At 30.5% G+C, this 17,264-nt stretch carries 16 protein-coding genes and 1 other annotated feature; of the genes, 8 read left to right on the top strand and 8 right to left on the bottom strand.

The genetic code is table 11. From position 1 onward, the window contains the following. Window positions 1–22 precede the first annotated feature (22 nt). The 4 genes from G9F70_RS12610 to G9F70_RS12625 all read right to left on the bottom strand — a co-directional run bounded on the left by G9F70_RS12610 (window position 23) and on the right by G9F70_RS12625 (window position 4,617). Window positions 23–1,045, bottom strand: coding sequence for a LacI family DNA-binding transcriptional regulator (locus tag G9F70_RS12610; protein WP_224617548.1), 1,023 nt, complete (start codon window positions 1,043–1,045; stop codon window positions 23–25). A gap of 203 nt (window positions 1,046–1,248) precedes the next feature. Continuing rightward, on the bottom strand, window positions 1,249–1,779 hold the full coding sequence (locus tag G9F70_RS12615; protein WP_164947534.1) for an amidase domain-containing protein: 531 nt from the start codon (window positions 1,777–1,779) through the stop codon (window positions 1,249–1,251). A 73-nt stretch (window positions 1,780–1,852) separates the two neighbouring features. After that, on the bottom strand, window positions 1,853–3,187 hold the full coding sequence (locus G9F70_RS12620) for a metallopeptidase TldD-related protein (RefSeq protein WP_164947533.1): 1,335 nt from the start codon (window positions 3,185–3,187) through the stop codon (window positions 1,853–1,855). Continuing rightward, window positions 3,187–4,617 carry a TldD/PmbA family protein gene (locus tag G9F70_RS12625; RefSeq protein WP_164947532.1) on the bottom strand — a complete coding sequence of 477 codons (1,431 nt, stop codon included), beginning with the start codon at window positions 4,615–4,617 and terminating at the stop codon, window positions 3,187–3,189. Before G9F70_RS12625 ends, G9F70_RS12620 begins: the two co-directional genes overlap by 1 nt. Before the next feature lie 344 nt (window positions 4,618–4,961). Next, window positions 4,962–5,216, top strand: a binding site (T-box leader). A gap of 209 nt (window positions 5,217–5,425) precedes the next feature. Between G9F70_RS12625 and G9F70_RS12630 the strand changes: the two genes are divergently transcribed. Beyond that, window positions 5,426–6,232, top strand: a complete 807-nt coding sequence (locus G9F70_RS12630; RefSeq protein WP_164947531.1) for a class I SAM-dependent methyltransferase — start codon at window positions 5,426–5,428, stop codon at window positions 6,230–6,232. Window positions 6,233–6,489: 257 nt separating this feature from the next. Here G9F70_RS12630 and G9F70_RS12635 read toward each other — a convergent pair whose 3' ends face one another. Continuing rightward, window positions 6,490–7,458 carry a sensor histidine kinase gene (locus tag G9F70_RS12635; protein WP_224617549.1) on the bottom strand — a complete coding sequence of 323 codons (969 nt, stop codon included), beginning with the start codon at window positions 7,456–7,458 and terminating at the stop codon, window positions 6,490–6,492. 264 nt (window positions 7,459–7,722) lie between these two features. Here G9F70_RS12635 and G9F70_RS12640 point away from each other — a divergent pair, with 264 nt between their 5' ends. The 4 genes from G9F70_RS12640 (at window position 7,723) to G9F70_RS12655 (ending at window position 10,819) form a co-directional block, all read left to right on the top strand. Continuing rightward, window positions 7,723–8,310: a DUF6431 domain-containing protein gene (locus G9F70_RS12640; RefSeq protein ID WP_224617393.1), complete on the top strand. Its 588-nt coding sequence runs from the start codon at window positions 7,723–7,725 to the stop codon at window positions 8,308–8,310. A gap of 106 nt (window positions 8,311–8,416) precedes the next feature. After that, window positions 8,417–9,676: a DDE-type integrase/transposase/recombinase gene (locus G9F70_RS12645; protein ID WP_220323210.1), complete on the top strand. Its 1,260-nt coding sequence runs from the start codon at window positions 8,417–8,419 to the stop codon at window positions 9,674–9,676. Continuing rightward, complete coding sequence (locus tag G9F70_RS12650; protein WP_164948101.1) at window positions 9,669–10,472, top strand: ExeA family protein; 804 nt, start codon at window positions 9,669–9,671, stop codon at window positions 10,470–10,472. The genes G9F70_RS12645 and G9F70_RS12650 overlap by 8 nt, the downstream gene beginning before the upstream one ends. A 29-nt stretch (window positions 10,473–10,501) precedes the next feature. After that, window positions 10,502–10,819, top strand: coding sequence for a DUF6618 family protein (locus tag G9F70_RS12655; RefSeq protein ID WP_164948100.1), 318 nt, complete (start codon window positions 10,502–10,504; stop codon window positions 10,817–10,819). A 161-nt stretch (window positions 10,820–10,980) separates the two neighbouring features. On the opposite strand, the gene G9F70_RS12660 is transcribed toward G9F70_RS12655, so the two are convergent. The 3 genes from G9F70_RS12660 to G9F70_RS12670 form a co-directional block, all read right to left on the bottom strand. Continuing rightward, window positions 10,981–11,418, bottom strand: a complete 438-nt coding sequence (locus tag G9F70_RS12660; protein WP_164947831.1) for a hypothetical protein — start codon at window positions 11,416–11,418, stop codon at window positions 10,981–10,983. Beyond that, on the bottom strand, window positions 11,409–12,068 hold the full coding sequence (locus G9F70_RS12665; protein ID WP_164947832.1) for a response regulator transcription factor: 660 nt from the start codon (window positions 12,066–12,068) through the stop codon (window positions 11,409–11,411). The genes G9F70_RS12660 and G9F70_RS12665 overlap by 10 nt, the downstream gene beginning before the upstream one ends. 95 nt (window positions 12,069–12,163) lie before the next feature. Beyond that, entirely contained in the window at window positions 12,164–12,676 is a 513-nt protein-coding gene (locus G9F70_RS12670) for a NisI/SpaI family lantibiotic immunity lipoprotein (protein WP_164947833.1), read from the bottom strand. 651 nt (window positions 12,677–13,327) lie between these two features. On the opposite strand from G9F70_RS12670, the gene G9F70_RS12675 reads away from it, so the two are divergent. The 3 genes from G9F70_RS12675 (at window position 13,328) to G9F70_RS12685 (ending at window position 16,781) form a co-directional block, all read left to right on the top strand. Beyond that, the gene (locus G9F70_RS12675) at window positions 13,328–14,221 is read left to right on the top strand and encodes a hypothetical protein (protein WP_164947834.1); all 894 of its coding nucleotides are present in this window, start codon (window positions 13,328–13,330) and stop codon (window positions 14,219–14,221) included. 491 nt (window positions 14,222–14,712) lie between these two features. Next, the gene (rsgA, locus tag G9F70_RS12680; RefSeq protein ID WP_164947835.1) at window positions 14,713–15,804 is read left to right on the top strand and encodes a ribosome small subunit-dependent GTPase A; all 1,092 of its coding nucleotides are present in this window, start codon (window positions 14,713–14,715) and stop codon (window positions 15,802–15,804) included. Continuing rightward, on the top strand, window positions 15,798–16,781 hold the full coding sequence (locus G9F70_RS12685) for a phosphotransferase enzyme family protein (RefSeq protein WP_164947836.1): 984 nt from the start codon (window positions 15,798–15,800) through the stop codon (window positions 16,779–16,781). Before rsgA ends, G9F70_RS12685 begins: the two co-directional genes overlap by 7 nt. Window positions 16,782–17,264: the final 483 nt, after the last annotated feature.

Consider the following 17,264-nt stretch of genomic DNA (forward strand, 5'->3'; position numbering starts at 1 on the left):
CTTTACAAATTTTAATTAATCATCACCTGGAATGCTGAAACGTGGTTAAGGTTTTAACAGATTCTCTTGAAATTAAAGTGCTGTTTATAGTTATGCATTCACAAGGTTTATCAGGGTTATTAATCCTTTTCAAAAGGAGCTCCACTGCTATTTCACAGGAATATTCAATGTTTAAATCTAAAGTTGTAAGGGGAGGCATAGTTAGCGATGCCATTTCAGTATTGCCACTACTAATAATAGAAATATCCTCTGGAACTTTGATTCCTTTTTTATAAAGGAGATTAATTAATTTCACGGCTATAAAGTCTCCTTGGCATATAATTGCTGAGGGCCTATGTTTATCTTTTAGTAAGTTCATAACTGAGGCTTCAAAATTTTCTTCGAAATTTTCTTCAATATAAGTAAAGAATTCACTTTGAATAGGTATTTCATAGTCTTCAAGAGCTGAAGTTATTCCAAGTACCTTTTCTTTATTCCGAAACAAAATACTGCGCCTTCCTAAAAAACCAATATCCACATGTCCTTTTTTAATTAAATACTCGCATTGCTTATATCCACCATTATTATAATTAAACCAAACACTGTCAACATCGCAAGAGGGAGAATATCCTGTATAAAAAATGTAATTTTTAATTTTGTCTTTTAGAAAACCAACGTAGTTATCATCAAATTTCCCAATGAAAATTAGACCGTTAAAATTATTCTCTTTTAATAATTTAAATGGAAGTTGCATCTTATCTTGGTTATTTTTATCGACAAATTCTGTGTGATAAGATATATCCTTATTTTGAAGAGCGCGTTCAATTCCCTGTATCATATAAGTAAAATTACTATTATCTTGGATAAGAGGTCTTTGATGAAGTACCAAAATCTTATAAGTATTTTTGTTTATAGATTTTTTATATCCCATTTCTTTTGCTTTAAGTGTGATTTTTTCTCTTAATTCTTCTCCAACTCCATTTTTGCCTGATAGCGCTCTGCTCACAGATATTGCTGAGATATCTAAAGCCGATGCTATATCTGCTATTGTAGTTTTATTAATCAAACAATTCACCTCCAAATTTATGCTATACTACTATTATAAGTACTATTAAGTTAAAATACAACGTTTAAAACAAATATATTTAACGTTATAATATTGAATTTATAACGTTGGTTTGAAATTTACATAAAAAAATAACAAGTCATTATGCTAGCATTTTTGGCTTGTTATTTTTTATGTGTATCTAAAGTATAAAATTATTATTTTTACAAACTTATTTTAAAAAAATGAACACGCTTTGCTGGCCAAGAATTTTTATAATATATATCTAAGGCCTCAAAAGAATGATGAGAAACTAAAGGCTGCCCATATCTAAAAGAGGTAATAATAGCTGAGTGAAATATATTTCCATTATTACCTTCGAAAAATATCAAATCGCCTAATTCAAGCAAATTAGTATCATATATTTCAAGACCCTTAATTGCGGTGGCACTAGATTGCTCATTAACCTTTAATGTCCAATAAAGGGAATGTGCTACAGTCCAGGTCACAGACCAGGTGTCATCCTTTGTACTTAAGGTATTAGCCTTGTTGTACCACCAAGGATGTGAGCCATTATAAATCATAGGTGCTCCACCAGCTAGTAGACACTGAGATATAAAATTTGCACAATCCCCACTTGTCTCATTATCAATAAGAGGGAAGTACCTAAAGCTAGGGTTTGGATGTAGTGCATAGGTCCTTGCATAATTAACAGCATTTATTCTAGAATACTTACTTGTTTTAAAAAATTCCATATTACGCTCCATAAAATTACTATTATTAAATTCTATGATAAAGCTGCTGTTAATGTTCATAAAAAGCAAAGTTTTATGCTATTCCAGCTACACTTACATCTAATAGTTTAACAATTTTAGGTCCTATAAAGTTATTATCCTTTTGCATTTCTTTTGATAAATACATTTGCTTTTGAAGTTTTTTAATATTACCTGACACGGAACCACCTGTAACTGGGGTAGTGGTTGTACCATCAAAGACCCAGCCTAGCCTAATTTCTCCAGCAAAATCGCCTGTTAAAGTGTCCATTTGGAAGTCGGAAAAAGCTATTATTTCTAGGTATGGATCCATTTTAAAATCTGCTATTGAATGTTTTCCACCTTCAATAATAAAGTTTGATATATTGCCTGTAGGCTCTATATTTAAATAATGGCAATGACGCAAATCTCCATGATATCTGTTTAAAACACCACTATTAAATATCTTAACAGAATTCACAGGAAAACCATTAGAATCATAAGGGGAAGAGTTTGTTGAGTTTTTCATAAAAGGATCTAAAGTAAGAGTTATTAAATCACCCTGTGCATCATCACCTTGAATGTTCTCACCAAGTTTTGCAGTAGACATTCTATTGTATACAGTCTTAGCAGAAGCTTGTGACACGTAATAGCTTAATAGTTCTATTACTGGAGTTCCATTAAGTAATACGTTGTACTTTTCAAGTGCTGGAGTAGGGGATGCAATTGCTTTTTCTTTGCTAATAATAAGCATCTCTTTTACTTTTTCATCTATCAAATCATAATCCATATCTGAAAAATCTAGGTGCGTGTACAGTTCGATTTCTTCAGTATCTTCCTTCCAATTGGTTATAAATTCAATTTCCCCCTTATATGTGGTGAAAGATACATCTATTCCAGTAGAACTTACAATACGTGTATAAACTTTATTAAGGAAGATTTCAGAAGAATTTATACCTCCTTTATCACAAGTATCTGAATTGTAGATTGCATCAGTTAGTGTAGGAAGCCATTCGCTCAGTGGCTTCTCAGAAAAATTACTTGTTATTTCCTGCTGAACTTTATTAGAAGGTTCAACCAAAGGATAATATTTGTTTTTTATAAAGCTTGCTGCAAAGGAAACTTCTTCAATAACCTGAAGGATTTCTTCATCACTCATAGTAGGATGAATTATAGCTGAAGAGGAGCCTGTATACATTACGTCTTCTTCCTTGAAGTTTTTATATATTGTTATATTAAAATTATGAACATCTTTAGCTCTATACATATCTAATCCTTTTTTTACAAAGAAAAGTTCATTTGCAGTTATTTTATTTTCTATTATTTTAAAACCATCCATTTTAATACTATCTTTTTCTAAACTATTCAATTTTACAGATTCAGCAATTAGTTTTTTTATTCTTTCTATCATTATCCTAACCTCACTTTTGCTTTGATATATGGGCCACCATCTGAAACCTTAACCCATTCCTTATAACCTTTGCCACAAGCACCAGAACCAGAAAGTTCCACGGTTTCTGATAGCATAGATATGGATTTTAAAACATCTGGCACATATCCTGTCATAATTACAGGAGAGATTATTTTACCCGTTAATCTTCCATCTTTAATCTCACTACCTTGAAGTATCATACATTGGATTCCCCAATTCTTAGGGTCTTCCATGCCACTCATGGTACCGTCTAAAATGTACCCGTGTTTGATAGACGCTATCATATCTTCTAAAGTATCATTTCCCGCAGTAAAGAAGGTATTAGTCATTCTTGCATAAGCTTTTCTTTCAAAAGATTCTCTTTTACCATTACCGGTAGGTGTAGTTCCTAGCTTAAGAGCCGATAATATATCAGAAATTCCAGTTTTAAGTTGACCTTTTTCTATAACAATAGTATCTGTTCCAAGGACTCCTTCATCATCAAACAAATAAGAAGACATATTACTAGCAGCTGCAGCGCCGTCATGCATTGTAACTAATTCTGATGCCACGCTTTTACCTAGATATTCCATAGATTTTGCTCTTTTTTTGACGAACATGTCCATTTCTACTCCATGGCCAAAAGCTTCATGAGCAATTAACCCTGATATTTCAGGAGAACATATTACTTCATATTCGCCTGGTATTACGCTCATCGCATCTAAAAGTTTTATACTAGTATCTATCACTTTTTCTATGTTATTTTCCATTTCATCAATTAATTCTACTGCCTTTAAACCAGAGAAAGATGCATGGGCGTATTTAGTATTTTCATCTCTACGGACTATACTTACCAAATATCCTTCGCTCCATATATATGATTGTTCTAGTTCTTTATTATTAGAAATAAATATTTTTGACACGTGAACCTCATGATAAGTTACCTTAAAATCTACAAGTAAATCTGAATAACTTAAAGCAGAATCTTTAATAGAACACATTTTTTCTATTTTTTCTTTTGACGTTAAACTTGAAGGAAGAGTAGTGACTTCACCTAAAAACTGATCTTTGATTAAAGCTTCCTCTATTAATTCATAAGTATTTATGGTTATTGAGGCATTTTTTAGTCTTTCAAGAGTTTTGGCCATTTTTAAGTGTATTTCATCCACTATAGTATTTAAGTTATTTTCATTGATTTCATTAAAAGAAAACTCAGAATAGTTTATACCGTTATGAACCCTTATAACAAAACCACGTTCACACCAGTGTGAGTCGCTTAAATCTATACCAGTTTTTTGTACGTTATATATTTTGCCTTTAGTATCTGTGCCTAAGATTGATACATATTTATAGTTTTCAGAAAGAAGGTTTACTATTTTTTTCAAAATAGGTTTTTGATTCATTAAAAAACTCGACATTGAAACTTTCATTAAATTATCCCCCCATATTTCTTTTAGTGTATTGGCAATTATTAATTGCCCTATACCTCTGCACAAGTATATTTTAGTAATAAATTAGTACATTACAATTTACATGATTTTGTAAACGTTTTGTAATGATAATTATATACTAAGTTTATCAGTAAATCCATAAAATAGAAACAACAAATAATTGTTAAGTCGGAAAATTACAAAAATAGCTTAACTGGAATTATGTTGAAAATTTGAGCAGTTAAGTGTTGGTGAAAAACAAGTTTTCATATTTTTTAATTTTTCTATTGATTTTAAATTTATGTTGTACTATAATGTAAAATAATACAAAAAAAACAATATAAGCAATTGCGATGATAAGAAGAGTAATTAAATGACTTCTTTTAAAGAGAGCTCCCGTAGCTGAAATGGAGCAAAGAATCATTTAGTGAAACAAGCCTTTGAGCTTCACTCCGAATCTTTCTAAAGGGGAGGCAGTGACGTATGTTCACGTTATAGAACTAAAGTATAAGTATAAATAATACCGTACTTGAAGAGGTTAACATGGTAACATATTAACGAACTAGGGTGGCACCGCGAATATTACTCTCGTCCCTAAGATTATAAAATCTTGGGGGTGAGAGTTTTTTTGCTTATTTCTATATATTAACAATTAATCAAGCGGAAGTTGTCCTGTATGAACTTGATAAATAAAGAAGCAATGAAATACTGTAATAATAACGTAGAAATAGGTAGACTTTAAAGATGTATTTGTAAATTAGAGTATAAGAGAACAAAATTAAATAAATAAAAAAAGGGGTGCATGCAAATGGATAACATTTCAAAGGAAATCATTGAAAATTATGTAGATTTTGAAGAAGAAAATAGACTAAAAGATGATTTTGGAAGATTTGAAAAAGAATACACACAAAAATTAATTTTAGAAAACTGTAAAAATAAAGATATTGAAATTTATGATATTGGAGGAGCAACTGGTCCATATTCATTTTGGCTCGTGGATTTGGGCTATAATGTACATTTAATTGATATTACACCAAAACATATTGAAATCGCTAATAAAGAAGCTATGAATCATAAACCACTAATAAGTTGCATTGTTGCAGATGCAAGAAAATTACCTTTTAAAGATAATTCAGCAGATTTAGTAATGCTTCATGGACCTTTATATCATCTAGCAGACAAAAATGATAGAATAAATGTTCTAAAAGAAGCCTATAGAGTCTTAAAAAAAGAAGGAAAACTTCTTGCATTTACAATAACAAGATACGCAGGCATGAATTATGGACTATCTGAAAGTTTGATTTTTGATGACATCTATTTTTCAGTTATTAAAAATGAAATTTTAACAGGAGTAAGTGATAATAATCCGCCTAAAATAAAATCATTTTTAAAAGCGTATTTTCACTTGCCAGAAGAAATAGAACAAGAGTTAGTAGAAAGTGGTTTTAAAGTAGAAAAAACAGTTGGAATACTAGGAACTGCTTGGAATATTAGAGATTTGGGTAAATGTCTAGATAATCCAATAAAGAAAGAAAGGCTAATGGAAATTGCAAAACTTATGGAAAATCAGCCAGTATTGAGTCCAAGAATGATGAGTATAGGAAAAAAACAATAATTAATAAGCAATAAAAAAAGAAAAAGAAAAAGGCACATACTATAAATGAAATGGAGAATAATTGTAGGATAGTTAATGAATCATAATTGAAGTACACTTATTATTTATATATCAATTATTACTTGTTAGCCCCCACTTATAATATAATCTACCCTATAGAGGAGTGGGGGCTTTTCTTCTGAAATATTATTAAAAACACTGATTTTTCAGTATTTTCATTCTAAACTTATGTTTTTTTTGCAAAAGCCGCCATTATCCTATTTGCAAATTGGAATCTCTATTGTTATCTCTGCACCACCAGTGACAGATGAGTTACCGATATGGAGGCTTCCACCATGAAGGTTTACAAATGATTGGGTAATGTACAAACCTATCCCAAAATGAATTTTCGATGTTCGGCTACTATCGCCCATATAAAATTGTTTTGTGGCAGATTTGATATCCTCCCTTGAAAGACCTTTACCACTGTCTGTTGTAATGAAGTGGATTTCATTATCCAAAGATTTCACTTCAAAATAAATTTTTCCGCTATTAGGGGAATAATCCACCGCATTTGAAATGACATTCATAATGGCACGGTAAAGCAGAGACTTATCAACCATAATTGACCTAGGAAGATCAGTTTTAGTAAATTCAATTTTAAGTTCCTTGGTATTTGCAAGTGCTTCAAGCTGATCGTGAATTATATTAATAAAATTTTCGGAATCTATCTTTTCTGGTTGCAAGAAAAGAGCTTTTTCTGAATTTGAAATTTCAATCAATGTTTTAATATACTTCTGGATTTGCCCAGTATTTTTTAAAATATAATCAGTATATTCTTGCTGCTCCTTATTTAATCTTGAATCAAACAGTAATTCAGCATTTCCACTGATAATGGTTAATGGGGTTTTAAGGTCGTGGGCAAGAGCGGAAATCTGCTCTTTCTTTGCTTGTTCAAGATTCCATTGCTGCTTCAAAGACTTATTTAATTCTGTTTTCATCTCCGATATTGATAAAAGCACATCATTGAATTCTTTGATTCCTGAATATTTTATGTCAAAGTTCAAATCCTGTTCCTTAATTTTTTCAGTAGCTTGCAAAAGGGGCCTTAGATGTTTATTTAGATTCTTTGCATAAATAGTGGTAATGATTAAAACAATGGAAAAATATAAGATTATAAAGGTTACAATCATAATGGTTTCCGGAGATAGAAAATGTTGATTTAAAAAATCAGACCTGTAGCTCATTTTGTAGTGCGTCAAAATATAGCTTTATGAAACTGCATTCCTAAGTCAAATTATAACTATAATACTAATAATTATCTAGTTATTAATTGCTTTTTTAATAAGCACATTATTTCTATTACAAAAGCTCCTAATGACTTGACATCATCAGGAGCTTATTTTATGATTATTATTAAAATTAGAGAAAGGAAAAGGAAGAACCCCAAGCCGACCAAAGCAAAAGTTCTTCCCTTAAGATAAGAGCAATAGCTCTTACAACTAATTATTATGATAAGATTATTTTCACAACTATGCAAGTGTTATAAGCAAATTTCTTTTAAAAATGAGATAAATATTTTTGATGAGCATATGAAAACGTTGAATATAGCGGCGTTGGTATGCCCAGTTTGTGGAGCTAAACATGCGTTATCTCCATTTGCATCTTACAACCGCCATCTTGTGACTTATAATAATAATAATAATAATAATACTGCTCAAGATAATATAATCATCATTTCTAGATATATTTGTTCATCATGTAAACGTACCCACGCCCTCCTACCTTCGGTAATTGTGCCGTATATGTCATTTAGTTTTAAATTCACCGTTTACCTCATCCATGACTATCTTGTACATAAATATCACTCGGTGGAAGCTATGTGCGAACATTATGGCATTGCTATATCTACATTCTATCGAATTTTAAAGAAGTTTAAAGAACATAAACAGATATGGCTTGGACTTTTAGAGGACAAGCTCATTTCAAACTTAAGTTTTGTGCAGCATATCATAAATAGTTCCTTTGATAAACTTGAGGACTTCATAATACAATTTTTCAAGCAAAATGGTTCATCGTTTTTTCAAGGAACGTCATAGTTTAGCTATAAGCATATATTTTTAATTTTAATTTAGGCAGACCACTTAATACGATAATGGTCATTGAAATACCTATATGATAACATTTTTCTAGAGGTGATAATAAATGAATAACAAAGAAATAATCGAAATAGCATCTATTAGATTAGCACTAATAGCCCCTGCTATAAATAATACTTTTACTGAGCAATCTAAAATCGCTTATTATAGACGTGTTTCTATTAACCCTGTAAAATTACCTAACGGTAATTCAGTTTTGTATAGCCCAGGAACACTTTCTAATTGGGAATCAGAATATAATAGATTTGGTTTTGATTCCCTCCTTCCGAAGACGCGTAGCGATATAGGTCAAACCAGAAAACTAAGTGATGTAGCCATAGAGCAGATATACAATTTAAAAAACAACTTTCCTAAAATTAATGCTACGCTTATATATTATAAACTCATCGAAGATGGCTTTATTAAAGAAAAGGATGTATCAATTTCAACAGTTCAGCGGTTTATAAAAAACAAGGACCTTAAATCTGCTAGATGTATCAACATGAAAGACAGAAAAGCTTTTGAAGAAGAGTTTGCAACTGGAATGTTTCAGGGAGACACATGCTACGGGCCATTTATAACTGAAAATGGTGAGCGTAGACGTACGTATGTAATTATGCTAATAGATGATAAGTCAAGGCTAATAGTAGGCGGTAGATTCTTTTACAATGATAATTCTTATAACTTTCAAAAAGTACTTAAAGAGGCGGTAGCCAGGTATGGAATTCCCAATAAGATTTACTTGGATAACGGTTCTCCCTACAAAAATGAGCAATTAAGCCTTATCTGCGGTTCCCTTGGAATAGTAGAACTTCACACAATGGTAAGAGACGGTGCATCAAAAGGGAAGGTAGAAAGGAATTTCAGGACATTAAAAAGCAGATGGCTAAATGCTTTAGACGTAGAATCCATTTCCTCCTTAGCGGAGCTAAATGATGAATTATTCACCTATATTAATAAGCATAACATAACTATTCATTCTTCTACAAAACAGCGTCCTATTGATAGATATAAGAGCGATTTAGCTCATGTAAAAGTAGCATCTGACAGTGAATGGATAGATAATTGTTTTATGAATCGCGTACAACGTAAAGTAAATAATGATGCAACTATAAGCATTGATAAAATATCTTATGATGTACCTATGCAATTTATAAAACAGAAGGTTGAAGTGCGGTATCTACCTGATGACATGGACAGTGCTTATATCTATTATGAAAAGATTAAATATAGCATTAGAAAAACAAACAAGGTTGAAAATGGTAAAACCAAACGTAAAAACCCACTTAATATAGATTATTCAAAGGATGGTGTTAAATATGTTTAAGCAGTTTTATGGTATGACCTTAAACCCTTTTGAAAAAGGTATTAAAGAAAAAGATGCATATATCTCAAGGGATTTAAAAGAAATGATATCAAGACTTGATTATCTTAATGAAACTAGAGGCATTGGATTATTTACGGCTTCGCCTGGATCAGGAAAAACTTTTGCTCTAAGATGTTTCGCGAAAAAAGTTAATCCAAATTTAACAAAGGTTATTTATCTTTGCTTTACTACCGTAACTACTGCTGAGTTTTATCGGCAGTTTTGTATCTCACTAGGACTCGAACCTTGCTCTCGCAAGTCAGACATGTTTAAAAATATAAAAGACTATATGGAAAACATGAGCAGTGATAAGGGTGTCCATTACATACTTGTATGGGATGAAGCACAGTATTTAAGTAATGATATATTGAAAGATTTAAAATTACTCATGAATTTTTCTATGGACTCAAAGGACTGTTTTTCACTGGTTTTAATAGGTCAACCTATACTTAATAATATCTTAGAAAAACAGATACATGAAGCATTAAAGCAAAGGATCATAATAAATTATGATTTTGAAGGGTTTTCAGAGACTGAGGCTGTAGAATACATTCATTCGAGACTATCACTAGCAAGTGCTTCTTCTGAAATAATTGATGGTAATGCCATTTTAGCTGCATACAGAAGTTGTACTGGTTCTATAAGACGTCTAAATATGATATTAACAAAGGCCTTAATAATAGGTGCACAGCACGAAAAAACGGTAATTGACACTGACACAATAATGGCTGCCGCCAATGAAATGTCGCTTCGTTAACCGTAGAATATTTTTTAGGAGGATTTTCTATGCCAATTAAATTTGAATGTACAATGAAAACAGGTAAAAAAATAGAAAGCTGGTCTGGGATGATAACTAAGTTAACTAAATTCGGAAGTCATTACGAGTTTAAGATTGAAAGTAGAAGTGGATTTATTGTAGTTATAGGCAAAACAAATTATGGTAATTTCGCTTGTATTCCTGATTATGATGTAGGATGTCATCTTTCTACCTTAAACGATTTGTTTTGGAACTCTGAACGCTTATGTGAAATTATGAACAAAGTAGATGCGATAACTGTGGCTCACGCCCTAGAATCTGTCGCTGAACATATTGATTTAAACTAACATACTTGAGTAGCTATTATTGCTACTCATTTTTTATATAAAAGTAGCCTGCCGGCTAAAAGAAATTATATTAATAAAATGATTTTTCCTTATTCATAAAGTGATTTTTTAGAGATAATCTGACGTAAATCACCTACTAATAATAGAAATAAAATGACGTTTCAATTAGTTATAATTTGACGTTTAACACTCATTTGAACATAGTATTGCAAAACACAAAAACCATCCTGCCTTTCAATAAAATAATAGCTTTTTTTACTACCACTTTTAGGGTAAGTACCCTTAGCATATTCTGTTGCACTCAGTAAGGTCTGACCTTCTAAATTTGTTTTTACAACTTTATATTTTTTATCGAAAACAGCAAATTTACATCCATAGGGTATCATATTATCTGTAATTTTTGGTGCTTTAGCAAGCAACGGTTTTGCTCGTCGTGCCAAATCCTCACTATAACTCGGTATAAGAATCACACCATTTCTTGTGCATAGATCTATAATTACCACATATAGTCCGACGAAAAGAATAAATGCAACTCCTAAAGTTAATAGATACTTAAAAAAGACTATCTTTAGGGTAAAAGCTTTTTTCTTTATTTCCATTTGTATCCTATCCCCCAAACAGTCTCAATGGGCAATAGTTCAAAAATAGCCAGCTTTGCCCTTATATTTTTAATATGTTCAGTAATAGCTGAACTATCGCTTTCACCATCATACCCATAAACGACTTCGTATATTTTATCCTTTGAAAAAACCTGTCCTTGATTTCTGGCAAGAAACTCGCAGATGTTATATTCACTTTTTGTTAAGGGGATTTTCTTATCATCCCCTAAAATTTCTTTACCGGCTAAATCAAACTTTACTCCAGATACGCAAAGAGTACTGCGTTTTTCACGGTTTTCCCGCCTTAAGTAAGCATTTACTCTAGCTCTTAATTCTCCCATGCCAAATGGTTTCGTAATGTAATCATCAGCACCAATCCCTAAACCATACATGATATCTATTTCAGTGGTCTTTGCGGTAAGAAAAATAATTGGACAGTCCACAATATCTCGAATATTTAGACAAAAAGTAAAGCCATCCATACCCGGCATCATAACATCCAGTAAAATCAAATCAAAGTTTATGAATTCGTTAGTTAAAATTTTTTCAGGATTTACAACTGTAGTTACTAAATGATTATCTTTTTGAAGAATATTTTTAATTAAAGCCAAAATATCTGGCTCATCATCAATAACCAAAATTTTTGCCATGTTCATCACTCCTTTCTGATGTCAATAAACAGTATAACGTCAAAATATTATCAAATCAACTTATATTATCCATAATTTTCATAACAAATTGTATTTTATTCTGAATAAGCCTCTTTTTCATATGTAATTGCTGTTTTATCAGTAAACCCTGTTATTGCCGGAATAGCTTTATAAAAGCTGTTATTGATTTGAACGGCAATGGCTTCTTTATTGTCCGTACCCTTTATTGAACAAACATTTTGAAAAGAAACAATAAACTTTGCATCTTTGGGAAGATTCTCCATCATATCCTTTATAGTTAACGTAGCAGATGAATAAATTTCTTCTTGCGAAAGTATACAATTTTTTTTATCAAGAACTACCACTCGGTCAATAATTCCGTTCCATCCCCCAATTTTAGATTGATTCAATGAAACATTTGAAATTTGATAGGTTACTTCCTTATAACTGATTTGAGTAGCATTCTTGGCATTAACTTTGCAAACAATTTTATCTTTAATTTCATAGGTTCTTACTTTTTTAATTATTATATCTTTTGCAAAATACCCTATTACTAGTGTACAAAATAAAACTGTGAACAAAGGTATCAATATTTTTTTTATCTTCATGATAATCTCTCCTTATTTATATGACTTTCTTTCTTTCGTTTGCTATAGTTTTATAATACTAGGTAATTATAATGATTTTATAAGGAGTTCAAAAATTTTTCTTCAGTATTTATAGTTTCATCCATGAATCTGTTTAAATAGTCTATTATAAGGCACTTCCTCTTTTTGAGTACAAAGTTTTTAAGCTACTATATATATTTTTCTTATGTCCTTATTGATTTAATATATTAGTAAATTAATAATACTTATAAATTTTCATCATATGCTTCAAAAAAACCATTCAATATAATAAAAGTTATATTGAATGGTTTTGTTTTTACTTTAAATCATGCTTTTTTACTGATTTTATATGTATTTTTTAAAGTTTTATGGTATACTTATAAAGTAAACATTATGTATACATGTATAAATATACTGTATACAAACGCATACTAATGTTTACAATAATGAATTTTATATAATATACTAAGCATTTTTCAATTATTGATATAAATAAATTATTGAACCCAAATATGCTAGCAATTATAGTGTTTATATAAATATTTTAGCAAGTGGTAGACGTATTCAAGTATAAATGGAATTTAGTTACAAAAAAGATTAAATTTATTCTATTAATCATAGAAAATACTGAACTAAGAGAGGACTTAAGAAATGGATGCAATATTAAGCGTAAGAATAAGTGATGAATTAAAACAAAAGTTTAACGAATTGGCCCAAAGTGAAGGTATAAATAATAAGGAACTCATGGAGCAAGTAGTTAAATACTACGAATTAAATAGAGCAAGAGAAGAAGACAGTAATATGTCCGAGGATATAAAGGAGTTACAAACAATAACCACTAGAATGGCGGATATATACATAAACATAGTAGAAAGAAATAATATTAAAGCCTTAGAAGTAAAAAATATTCATAGAAATGAGCTAGTAGATAAGAATAACGACCTTCAAAAACTAAAAGAAGAGATTACATTGTTAAAAGAAGAGAATAAAAAAATAAACGCTCTGGAAAAAGACCTATCTGATGCAAAGCATATAAGCAAAGACCTACAAGAAAGTATTAGGAGTTTAAAAACCCTTAATAATATGCAGGAGGAAAAAATTTCAAAACTAACAGAAACCAATGAAAAATATATTAAATACAAAGATGAAATTGTAAAGCTTAAAACAGAGCAGGATAAATCAACAAATGAATATATGAAATTAAAGAATGAGTTAGCAAATAAAAATGATGAAGAAGCTAGATTAATAAAACAGATAGATGAGTTAAAGCAAATAAACAAAAGTAAAATAGATGAACTTGAAATTAAAGCTAATCAAGATATTGAAATGCAGAGGGAAAGAACAAGTTTCCAAATGGAGAAAGAAATTTTAAAATTAAAAGAGGAACAACAATTAAAAATACAGAAATTGCAAGAAAGCTTTAATGATAGAATTAATAAATTATTAATAGAAAAAGAGGAAGTAGCGGAGAAATTTAAAAATATGATTATGCAAATGAATAAAAACAAAGATGAAACTGAACATATTGTTATTGAAAAGAAATAGGGGTAAGTAATATATTGTAAATATTCAAGTGTTAAGATTTTATTGTATTTTAATTAAACATATGTTATATTATGGTTAAAGTTTAACAGTAAACTGAGGCGAAAGGAGTGGATCTTTTTTTATGCAAAAGTTATATGAGGTGTTTTCGAAATAATTGCATATAGGTTCAAAAGGTTTTTAAAGAGTACTTAGTGTACCTTTTATTTGTTATGCCTATTGAACAACTTTGATTTAACCTTTCAGCCTTAATAGTTAGCATTAAATTGCACGGTACGGGTTAGCGTGTATTTTTTGTGCCCAAATATTAGGTATACCACAGTAGGTTAATCCTGCTGTGGTATTTTTATATACTTTTTTATGAAATGTTTTTCAATTTATAAGGTGAAGGTAATGCTAATTTATTCGAACCTTCATAGTAACTTTATCTCAAACTCACATTAAGCTTAAAATTCAGCAAACCAATTTTGGGGTGCAACAGAGAAGGAGATTTTATGAGTTTAGAAAAGTTAGGATGGAATACGTATTTTCAAAAAAAATTTGAACCCTATTTAGACAAAGGGTTTTGGGCCGCAAGAGTCATAAATCAGCACAAAGGGAACTATATTGTATGTTCTGAAGAAGGAAGTTTCAATGGTAAATTGAGCGGTAAGTTTATGTATAATGCAGATGTGAAAAAAGATTATCCAGCAGTTGGTGATTGGGTGGCAATTAAAATGGTTAATGATACTGAGGCTGTTATATACGCTGTATTACCAAGAAAAAGTTACTTTGCTCGTAAACTTGCTATATCAGGCGGAAGAAAAATGAAAAACGGTATACTGGTTGGAGGAAATATAGAAGAACAAATTATAGGTTCAAATATAGATACGGCATTTATTGTAAGTGGTCTAGATGATAATTTTAATATAGGTAGAATCGAAAGATATATTACCTTAGTTCGTAGTAGCGGAGTAACACCTGTTATACTCTTAAATAAATGTGACCTTTGTAATAATGTATCTGATTATATAGAAAAAATAGATGTCATTACTAAGGGTATAGCTGTTTATTCCATAAGTGTATTAAATAATATCAATATGGATATCTTTGATAAATTTTTATGTTGCAATGAGACAATAGTATTTCTTGGTTCCTCTGGAGTAGGTAAGTCTACTGTCATTAATTATCTTTTGGGTGGTGAAATACTAAAAACAAATACAATAAGTAGCTCTAATGGAAAAGGTAGGCATACCACAACGGGTTCTCAGCTTTTACAGCATAGCTCAGGCTGCACAATTATAGATACTCCAGGAATTCGTGAACTACAGCTATGGGCTGATGAAGATATACTTTCTGAAAGTTTTCAAGATATCTACTCTTTAACTGATCAATGTAGATACAGGGATTGTGCTCATGAAAAAGAAGATGGCTGTGCAATTAAGACAGCCCTTGAAGATGGAAAGTTAACTATTGAAAGATTCAATAGCTACAAAAGCCAATTGAATGAATTGAAGACTCTAAAAGATACTAGAAAATGCTATGACAACAGTAGAAAAAATAAATTAAATAAAATAAATAAGAAAAGAGGTTATGTTGAATGTTAAAATTAAAGTATTTGTTTAATAATAAAGATTTAGCCCATATGGTACTTAGTAATTGGGAAAGTGATAATGTAGATTCTGATTTATTAAATTATTATAGGATCTCATCAAATGCAGTTTATTGGTGTAGAAATCAAGGTAATACTTTTTTTCTTAGATTTGCATCTGCTGAAGAAAAATCCAAGGAAAGCATCCTTGCTGAACTTGATTTTTTAAGATTTTTAAGAAATAGTGGCTATCCTGCAGTAGACACTATATTATCTAAAGCTGGTAATGAACTTGAGGAAGTAAATACACCTTGGGGGATATACTATGCGGTTGCATTTAAGAAAGCATCTGGTAAACAATTAAGTGAAATCCCTTTGACAGATGATATTATCTTCGGATTAGGTAAATCATTAGGAAAATTGCATAAACTAAGCAGTGAATATAAACCAGTAAATAATAAACGTAATGACTGGAAAGAAAAAATAGACTGGATGGAAGCTGTATTATCAGCTTTTCCAGATGAAACAGCTGCTAAAAGTGAGCTCTATATGCTTAAAGATTACTTTTTAATGCTACTTACTACAAAAGAGAATTTTGGACTTATCCATTATGACTTTGAACCTGACAACGTATTTTATGATGAAGTTACGAAAAGCTATAACCCTATAGATTTTGATGATGCAATGTATCATTGGTATGCACTGGATATTCAAATATCAATAGACGAAATTACAGAAGATATGCTAGAAGAACAAGTAGAATCCGCAATAAATCAATTTATCAAAGGCTACCGCGGCGAGTATGATATTTCCGATGGTATGCTTAAATTATTACCTATATTCAGAAGATATAGTGATTTATATGGATATGTGCGATTGCTACAATCTGTAGAAGAAAAATGGAATAATGAACCTGAATGGATGGTAAACTTAAGAATTCGCCTAGAGAATTTATTAAATAAAAGAAAATGTACATTTACAAAGCCAATTTAATTACTAAGGTTTTATAAGGAAGTTGTTTTATATGTCATTTACAGAAGAATATTTTTTACGCATTGCCATTGAGTTGGCGAAAAAAGCACGTAAAAAATGGGCGAGGATATCTAAAATTGTATATAGTGTTCTCAATGCATGCTTCAACAGTTAAGTGGAGGGCGTCCAAAACCTTGCTGTGATAATATTTTAAATACAGGAAAAAGGAAAATCAAAGTAATTGGTCCACTTATCCCAGAAGAGAGGGTTCAGGTTTTTCAAAATTATAAATTTATAAAAAATAGCTTTAACAAAATTAAATCATTACCGTTCACCTTGGGTGGACGGTATTTTTTATATAGTTACGAGCTAGGATATTGTAAATAATTACATATTAAATTAATAATAGATGAAATATCATAAATAAATACACATAAAATTAAAATAATGGTATAATATGTTTACGGTATGGCAATTACTATTGCAAGAACAAATGTTCTTGCA

Origin of the sequence: Clostridium sp. FP1, assembly GCF_011065975.2 — a bacterium.
GTDB lineage: Bacteria > Bacillota > Clostridia > Clostridiales > Clostridiaceae > Clostridium_AD > Clostridium_AD tagluense.

What these genes read in the sequence shown, in the direction of transcription:
- G9F70_RS12615 (WP_164947534.1), bottom strand. Translation starts at nt 1,779, where the DNA reads ATGGAATTTTTTAAAACAAGTAAGTATTCTAGAATAAATGCTGTTAAT.
- G9F70_RS12620 (WP_164947533.1), bottom strand. Translation starts at nt 3,187, where the DNA reads ATGATAGAAAGAATAAAAAAACTAATTGCTGAATCTGTAAAATTGAAT.
- G9F70_RS12625 (WP_164947532.1), bottom strand. Translation starts at nt 4,617, where the DNA reads ATGAAAGTTTCAATGTCGAGTTTTTTAATGAATCAAAAACCTATTTTG.
- G9F70_RS12630 (WP_164947531.1), top strand. Translation starts at nt 5,426, where the DNA reads ATGGATAACATTTCAAAGGAAATCATTGAAAATTATGTAGATTTTGAA.
- G9F70_RS12635 (WP_224617549.1), bottom strand. Translation starts at nt 7,458, where the DNA reads ATGAGCTACAGGTCTGATTTTTTAAATCAACATTTTCTATCTCCGGAA.
- G9F70_RS12640 (WP_224617393.1), top strand. Translation starts at nt 7,723, where the DNA reads ATGATAAGATTATTTTCACAACTATGCAAGTGTTATAAGCAAATTTCT.
- G9F70_RS12645 (WP_220323210.1), top strand. Translation starts at nt 8,417, where the DNA reads ATGAATAACAAAGAAATAATCGAAATAGCATCTATTAGATTAGCACTA.
- G9F70_RS12650 (WP_164948101.1), top strand. Translation starts at nt 9,669, where the DNA reads ATGTTTAAGCAGTTTTATGGTATGACCTTAAACCCTTTTGAAAAAGGT.
- G9F70_RS12655 (WP_164948100.1), top strand. Translation starts at nt 10,502, where the DNA reads ATGCCAATTAAATTTGAATGTACAATGAAAACAGGTAAAAAAATAGAA.
- G9F70_RS12660 (WP_164947831.1), bottom strand. Translation starts at nt 11,418, where the DNA reads ATGGAAATAAAGAAAAAAGCTTTTACCCTAAAGATAGTCTTTTTTAAG.
- G9F70_RS12665 (WP_164947832.1), bottom strand. Translation starts at nt 12,068, where the DNA reads ATGGCAAAAATTTTGGTTATTGATGATGAGCCAGATATTTTGGCTTTA.
- G9F70_RS12670 (WP_164947833.1), bottom strand. Translation starts at nt 12,676, where the DNA reads ATGAAGATAAAAAAAATATTGATACCTTTGTTCACAGTTTTATTTTGT.
- G9F70_RS12675 (WP_164947834.1), top strand. Translation starts at nt 13,328, where the DNA reads ATGGATGCAATATTAAGCGTAAGAATAAGTGATGAATTAAAACAAAAG.
- rsgA (WP_164947835.1), top strand. Translation starts at nt 14,713, where the DNA reads ATGAGTTTAGAAAAGTTAGGATGGAATACGTATTTTCAAAAAAAATTT.
- G9F70_RS12685 (WP_164947836.1), top strand. Translation starts at nt 15,798, where the DNA reads ATGTTAAAATTAAAGTATTTGTTTAATAATAAAGATTTAGCCCATATG.